This is a genomic window from Streptomyces sp. NPDC043870, from assembly GCF_056435785.1.
In genome coordinates this window covers 1-6,840 of record NZ_JBWKDT010000043.1, presented here as the reverse complement: position 1 = coordinate 6,840, position 6,840 = coordinate 1, and the positions used below count along the sequence as shown (strand labels likewise).

Sequence of the window (6,840 nt, the reverse complement as noted above, 5' to 3'; positions counted from 1 at the left end):
TCCCCCCCCCCCCCCCCCTCCCCCACCCCCCCACCCCCCCCCCCCCCCCCCCACCCCCCACCCCCCCCCCCCCCCCCCCCCCCCCCCCTCGACGTGTGTTGTGCGACGACGCTTTCGAAGTGTGTGCCGGGTGGGGTGAGTTGACGACGGCGGGTTGAGGACGGCGGGTTGGGGTGAGACGTGTTTGACTTATCTCTCTGTGGGCATGTCGACAAAACGCTGAAGTGACCTCACTGGCTGCGGTATACCAGGTGTACGCGGGTTGCAGGTGGTGCGACGATGGAATTTATGGGGGACAGGGCAACTCTGTTGGAGACAGGGCGGTTTGTGCAGCAGCACGCCGGGACCGCGACAGGCGCGGTGGGCGTGGCCGATGCGATGGGCGTCGACGCCGTGGAGGCGCTCGACTCCGTGGGCCCTGCAGAGCCCCTGGGTGCCGTGGATTCCGACGCGGAGACCGAGGCGAGGCACCGTCGTGCCGCCGACGCCGGTGACATCGCGTCGATGAGCGTTCTCGGGGCGCTGCTGCTGCGCCGCGGTGACCTCGACGGTGCGGAGCCGCATCTGCGTGCGGCGACCGCCGGGGGCGATCGCGCCGCCGCGAACAACCTGGGCGTGCTGCTGCACCAGCGTGGCTACGCCGACGAGGCGGCCGGCTGGTGGCGCATCGCCGCCGTCGCCGGCTCCGCGGCCGCGGCGCACGCGCTGGGCAGGCACTTCCGGGAGCGTGGCGACGAGCCCGCCGCCGAGTACTGGCTGCGGCAGTCCGCCGAGCAGGGGCATGCGCTGGGGGCCTACGCCCTGGCGGATCTGCTGGAGCACCGCAGCGAGCCGGGTGCGGAGCGCTGGCTGCGCGCCGCGGCGGAGCAGGGCCACCGCGAGGCGGCCTACCGCCTGGCCCGAGCGCTGGAGCGCCATGTGCTGTCCCTCGACGCAGCCGATGTACCCGACGTACCCGACGTACCTGACGCAGCCGACGGGGCCGCCGGGGCCGCCGGAATGCCCGGTACGGCCGAGACCTCCGGTGCGCGCGGCGCCCTGCGGGAGGCCGAGCAGTGGTACCGGCAGGCCGCCGCGCGGGGACATCGGCGTGCCGCGCTGCATCTCGGGGGCATCCTCGAGCGGCGGGGCGAGCTGAAGGAGGCCGGGCGGTGGTACCTCACGTCCGCGAAGGACGGCGAGGCGCGAGCAGCCTGTGCCCTGGGGTTCCTGCTGCGGGACGCCGGGGACGAGGAGAGCGCCGCCGTGTGGTGGCTGCGCGCCGCGCAGGACGGCGATGGCAACGCTGCCAATGCGCTCGGTGCTCTGCACGCTGCACGCGGTGAGCAGCAGTCCGCCGAGCGCTGGTACCGGGCCGCCATGGACGCGGGAGACGTCAACGGCGCGTACAACCTCGGCCTGCTCTGCGCGGCTCAGGACCGCACGGCCCAGGCCGAGCAGTGGTACCGCCGCGCCGCCTACGCCGGGCACCGCGAGGCCGCCAACGCGCTCGCCGTGCTGCTCCTCCAGGCCGGCGACGCCTCCGGCGCCGAGCCCTGGTTCTCCAAGGCCGCCGAGGCAGGCAGCGTGGACGCCGCCTTCAACCTGGGCATCCTCTACGCGGGCCGGGACGACGACCGTACGGCCCTGCGCTGGTACGAGCGCGCTGCCGCGGCCGGGCACACCGAGGCCGCGCTCCAGGTGGGCATGGCCTGCCTGCGGGACGGCGAGGAGCAGGAGGCCGAGCGCCATCTGCGCTGCGCCGCGGGCAGCGGCAGCGCCGAAGGGGCCTTCCGGCTCGCGACGCTGCTCGACGCCCGCCAGGCCCCGACCGGCCAGCCCGCGCTCGGTGAGCCGGTGAACGAGAAGAGCGAGTGCGAGGAGTGGTACGAGCGCGCCGCCGAGCAGGGCCACCGGCGCGCCCAGGTGCGCGTCGGCATGCTCGCCGCCGCCCGTGGTGACATCGCCGACGCCGCTCGGTGGTACCGGGAGGCGGCCGAGGCGGGCAGCCGCAACGGCGCGTTCAACCTGGGGCTGCTGCTCGCCCGCGACGGCAATGAGCGAGAGGCCGCGCTCTGGTGGGCCCGGGCCGCACGTGCCGGGCACGGCCGCGCGGCGCTCCGCCTCGCCCTGCTCGCCGCCCGCAGGGGCGAGCTCGCGGAGGGCCAGCGCTGGTGCGCCCGCGCCGTGGAGCTCGGTCCGGCCGAGGTCGCCGAGCGGGCCGAGGCGCTGCGTCAGGCCCTCCACCAGGAGCTCACGGCGTGACGCACTGCTGCTGCGGCGAGCTTACGTGTGACGAACGGGCGAACGGTTATCGATTTGCTCTGGTCCTTGCGGTGACGTACTGTTGGGTTCACCGACGCGGGGTGGAGCAGCTCGGTAGCTCGCTGGGCTCATAACCCAGAGGTCGCAGGTTCAAATCCTGTCCCCGCTACTGAAGCCCGAAGGCCCGGATCCTTGTGGATCCGGGCCTTCGGCATGTTCGGGCTTCACGGGACGGGGAGGGCCGGCGGTCGGACCACGGAGAGGCCCCGGCGCCGTCAGCGCCGGGGCCTTCGAAGTCGTGCGAGCGCGGCTACGCCGTAGCGCAGTTCGGGCAGACGCCTCGGTAGGTGACCTCTACGTCGGAGATCGTGAAGCCGAAGCGCTCGGAGTCCGGGAGGTCCGCGAGCGGGTTGCCCGCCGGGTGGACGTCGCGGATCGCGCCGCAGCGGGCGCAGACCAGGTGCTGGTGCGGCCGGTGCGCGTTCGGGTCGTACCGCTTGGCGCGGCGGTCTGTGGAGACCTCCAGGACCTCGCCCAGCGAGACCAGCTCACCCAGCGTGTTGTAGACGGTCGCCCGGGAGATCTCGGGCAGCCGCTCGACGGCACGTGCGTGCACCTCGTCGGCGGTCAGATGTACGTGGTCCCCATCGAGGACCTCGGCCACGACACGCCGCTGCGCGGTCATTCGCCAGCCGCGTCCGCGCAGTCGTTCCAACAGGTCGCTCATACGTATCAGCCTAACAGTCAGGGGAGCCGTGCCCCGAACAGGTGTGACTTTGGATATCCACTCGGCTTAGACAAAGTCTATTGTAGGATGGAGCTCAGTATTGGCCGAGGGACAGGACTTACAGTCGATGACGCAGGACACGCAGGGGGCGTACGTGACCCAGGGACCGCTCACCACGGAGGCCGGCGCGCCGGTCGCCGACAACCAGAACAGCGAGACCGCGGGCGCCGGCGGTCCGGTTCTGATCCAGGACCAGCTGCTGCTCGAGAAGCTCGCGCACTTCAACCGTGAGCGCATTCCGGAGCGCATCGTGCACGCGCGCGGCGCGGGCGCCTACGGCACCTTCACGCTGACCCGCGATGTCTCGCAGTGGACACGTGCCAAGTTCCTGTCCGAGGCCGGCAAGCAGACCGAGACGTTCCTGCGCTTCTCGACGGTCGCCGGCAGTCTCGGTTCCGCGGACGCCGTGCGCGACCCGCGCGGCTTCGCGCTGAAGTTCTACACCGAAGAGGGCAACTACGACCTCGTCGGCAACAACACACCGGTGTTCTTCATCAAGGACGCCATCAAGTTCCCGGACTTCATCCACACGCAGAAGCGCGACCCGTACACGGGCAGCCAGGAAGCCGACAACGTCTGGGACTTCTGGGGGCTGAGCCCCGAGTCGACCCACCAGGTGACCTGGCTCTTCGGCGACCGAGGCATCCCCGCGACGCTGCGTCACATGAATGGGTACGGCTCGCACACGTACCAGTGGAACAACGAGGCCGGTGAGGTCTTCTGGGTCAAGTACCACTTCAAGACGGACCAGGGGATCAGGAACCTCACCCAGGCCGAGGCCAACAAGCTCGCCGGCGAGGACCCGGATTCGCACCAGCGCGACCTGCGTGAGGCCATCGAGCGCGGTGACTTCCCGTCCTGGACCGTGCAGGTGCAGATCATGCCGGCGGCCGAGGCGGCGAACTACCGCTTCAACCCGTTCGACCTCACCAAGGTCTGGCCGCACGAGGACTACCCGCCGATCGAGATCGGCAAGCTGGAGCTCAACCGCAACCCGGAGAACATCTTCGCCGAGGTCGAACAGTCCGTCTTCAGCCCCGCCCACTTCGTGCCGGGCATCGGTCCCTCCCCGGACAAGATGCTCCAGGGCCGTCTCTTCGCGTACGGCGACGCCCACCGCTACCGCGTCGGCATCAACGCCGACCACCTGCCGGTGAACCGCCCGCACGCCACCGAGGCGCGTACGAACAGCCGTGACGGCCACCTGTACGACGGCCGCCACAAGGGCGCCAAGAACTACGAGCCGAACAGCTTCGGCGGCCCGTTCCAGACGGACAGGCCGCTGTGGGTGTCGAGTGCCGCCTTCACTGCCGGTACCGGCAACCACGAGGCCCCGCGCCATGCCGAGGACAACGACTTCGTGCAGGCGGGCAACCTGTACCGCCTGATGTCCGAGGACGAGAAGGGCCGTCTGATCGAGAACCTCGCCGGGTTCATCGCGAAGGTGTCGCGCGACGACATCGCCGAGCGCGCGATCAACAACTTCCGCCAGGCGGACGACGACTTCGGCAAGCGGCTGGAGGCCGCGGTCCAGGCCCTACGCGGCTGACACGCCAGTACTGGACCGCTTGTCGTTGCGAGAGGGCCGGATCCCCTTCGGGGCTCCGGCCCTCTCGCACGGGCGCTACCCCGCGAGGGTCGTCGCCTCGGTCCGGTGCCGGGCCGGAGTCCAGCAGCGGATGATGTCGCGTACGGAGACGATGCCGACGGGTCCGTGGGCGTCGAGCACGATGAGGTGGCGGAAACCGCCGTGAGTCATGGCCTCCGCGGCCTCCTCCAGGGTCCAGGAGGGTGCGGCGAAGACGACGTCGGTGGTGGTGTGGGTGCCGGAGGTTTCGCGGTCGGGGTCCTGGCCCGCGCCGAGCGAGTTCAGGATGTCGCGCTCGGTGAGGATGCCGAGGCCGCTGGTATCGGTGTCGAGGACGACGGCCGCCCCGACACGGCGAGCGGCCATCAGCCGGGCGGCCTGCCGGAGGGTGTGTGCGGGGCCGATGGTGAGGACCACCGTGCTCATGGCGTCACGGACGAGCATGAATGGAGCCACCTCCTTGGTGAACCGTTCAACGAGAACCGATTCACAAGTTCACAAGTGGGGGGACTCTCAGGGTTGCAGTGATGCGCGGTATCAACAAGGGGGCGGGCGCGGCAGAGCGGGGGTGCGGACGGCGCGCGGTTGGGGGAGGCGTGCCCGTTGCTGCTGGGGCGGCCGCCGCGGTGGAGTGAATGAGTGGCCCGCCTCTGACGTATCGCTGACGGTGTCTGCTGCAATTCTTTCCGTGATCAACCTTCGGGTCGACCTCCTGGGAGAGATGCATGATCCACACCAAGGCGTCTGGACCCGTGCCACACGGACGGAGGAGAGCCGCACGACGGGCGTTGCCGGGTACAGCCGCCGTCCGGAGGGGCGCGCTGGGCGCGCTGGCCGTGCTGATGCTTGCGACCTCGATCCCGGAGACGGCTTCAGCGACGATCCCGGCGACGGCTTCAGCGACGTCACAGCGTGTGCAGTGGGCGGCCCTCGGTGACTCCTACACCGCAGGAGTATTTGTCGGCGATCCGAGCCCGCCGCTGGGCAGCGCGGATCGAGACGGATGTGCCCGCACGACAGGGGCCTATCCATATCTCGTCGAGCGCAGTCTCGTCGAGCGCAAGCTCGCCACCGACCCGCGCGCGGGCCGGGGGGTGAGACTGACCGACGTCAGTTGCGGCAACGCCACCATCAACGAGATCACCGTGGACCGGCAGACCCCCATCGACCCCGTGCAGCCGCCCCCTGACGGCTGGCCCAGCGTGGCCCCTCAGGTGGACCGGGCCCACCTGGGCGCGAGCACGGACGTGATCACGATCGGGATCGGCGTCAACACCCTGCCCCTCGCCGACATGGAGGAGGCCTGTCTGCTCCTGGGCACCGGCAGGCCGGACGAGGCCACACCTTGCCGGGACGCCTACGAAGACGGCGGCCCGCCCCTCGACCCCGAGTCGATCCACGACAAGTACGACCGGATCATCCGGCAATACGGCGCGATGCTGCGTGCCGTGCGTCAGAAGGCGCCCAACGCGAAGATCATCACGGTCGGCTATCCCACGATCTTCCCTGCGGGCCCCAGCGGCTGTGACCGCCAGGACACCACCGAGCTGGCCGCCCAGCTCACGGGAGGGGAACTGGTCTCGATCACTCATGGGGACATCGCCTGGCTGCATGATGTGATCACCCATGTCAACGGGATCATCCGGTCCCTGACGGAGCGCTTCGGCGACACGTATGTCGACACCGCCACCTCCAGCGTCGGCCACGACGCGTGCCGGCCCCGGGCGACGAAGTGGGTGGAAGGCTTCTGCGGGCAGGCAGCCCCGTACTGGCCGACGGAAATCTCGCTGGTTCACGTCACGATGGAGTGCTCCGACGGGAATCGGGCCACGATCGTGCACCCCAACGCCGCGGGCCAGGCCAACCTCGCGACCCACGTCGAGGCCGCGATCCGCGCAGCACTGTGTCCACGGAGGAAACCATGGAGGGAAGGCAGCCCTGCTTTGCTCTCCGAGCGGGAACGGTGTCCGCGAGTTGCGGAACACGGCGCGTCCCGCCGCCTTTGACGACTCCGGATTCCTAGCGGTCAGGGACAGGGACAGAGGCAGAGAGAGGAGTCCCGTGCCGAGACGGCCCGGCGGCTCCGTCTCAGGGGCGGATGCGGCCACCGTGGCCGTACCGGACGAAGGAGAATCTCAATGATCGTGTCAAGCCGCCTGCGTGACCGGCGGGGTGGAGGTGAAGAGCCTCTTGTCGCGCAGCATTGCCCACAGGACATCCA

The 6,840-nt window shown here is 70.3% G+C and carries 5 protein-coding genes and 1 tRNA gene; 4 read left to right on the top strand and 2 right to left on the bottom strand.

Annotated features, from left to right (window positions below; genetic code table 11):
* Positions 1–279: 279 nt before the first annotated feature.
* Together AC0699_RS33235 and AC0699_RS33230 are read left to right on the top strand one after the other, a co-directional pair.
* Entirely contained in the window at positions 280–2,244 is a 1,965-nt protein-coding gene (locus AC0699_RS33235; RefSeq protein ID WP_478667845.1) for a tetratricopeptide repeat protein, read from the top strand.
* Positions 2,245–2,339: 95 nt separating this feature from the next.
* Positions 2,340–2,413 (top strand) — tRNA-Met (locus AC0699_RS33230).
* Between the two features lie 141 nt (positions 2,414–2,554).
* On the opposite strand, the gene AC0699_RS33225 is transcribed toward AC0699_RS33230, so the two are convergent.
* Positions 2,555–2,971 carry a Fur family transcriptional regulator gene (locus tag AC0699_RS33225; RefSeq protein ID WP_453668410.1) on the bottom strand — a complete coding sequence of 139 codons (417 nt, stop codon included), beginning with the start codon at positions 2,969–2,971 and terminating at the stop codon, positions 2,555–2,557.
* 127 nt (positions 2,972–3,098) lie between these two features.
* On the opposite strand from AC0699_RS33225, the gene AC0699_RS33220 reads away from it, so the two are divergent.
* Positions 3,099–4,580, top strand: a complete 1,482-nt coding sequence (locus tag AC0699_RS33220; protein WP_478667844.1) for a catalase — start codon at positions 3,099–3,101, stop codon at positions 4,578–4,580.
* A gap of 75 nt (positions 4,581–4,655) precedes the next feature.
* Here the strand turns inward: AC0699_RS33220 and AC0699_RS33215 are convergent, their stop codons facing one another.
* Complete coding sequence (locus tag AC0699_RS33215) at positions 4,656–5,063, bottom strand: CBS domain-containing protein (protein WP_453668408.1); 408 nt, start codon at positions 5,061–5,063, stop codon at positions 4,656–4,658.
* 344 nt (positions 5,064–5,407) lie between these two features.
* Between AC0699_RS33215 and AC0699_RS33210 the strand changes: the two genes are divergently transcribed.
* The gene (locus AC0699_RS33210) at positions 5,408–6,625 is read left to right on the top strand and encodes an SGNH/GDSL hydrolase family protein (RefSeq protein WP_478667843.1); all 1,218 of its coding nucleotides are present in this window, start codon (positions 5,408–5,410) and stop codon (positions 6,623–6,625) included.
* Positions 6,626–6,840 lie beyond the last annotated feature (215 nt).

Bases quoted from the DNA above. Each gene is read 5' to 3' on its own strand.
- AC0699_RS33235 (WP_478667845.1), top strand. From the start codon at position 280: ATGGAATTTATGGGGGACAGGGCAACTCTGTTGGAGACAGGGCGGTTT.
- AC0699_RS33225 (WP_453668410.1), bottom strand. From the start codon at position 2,971: ATGAGCGACCTGTTGGAACGACTGCGCGGACGCGGCTGGCGAATGACC.
- AC0699_RS33220 (WP_478667844.1), top strand. From the start codon at position 3,099: ATGACGCAGGACACGCAGGGGGCGTACGTGACCCAGGGACCGCTCACC.
- AC0699_RS33215 (WP_453668408.1), bottom strand. From the start codon at position 5,063: ATGCTCGTCCGTGACGCCATGAGCACGGTGGTCCTCACCATCGGCCCC.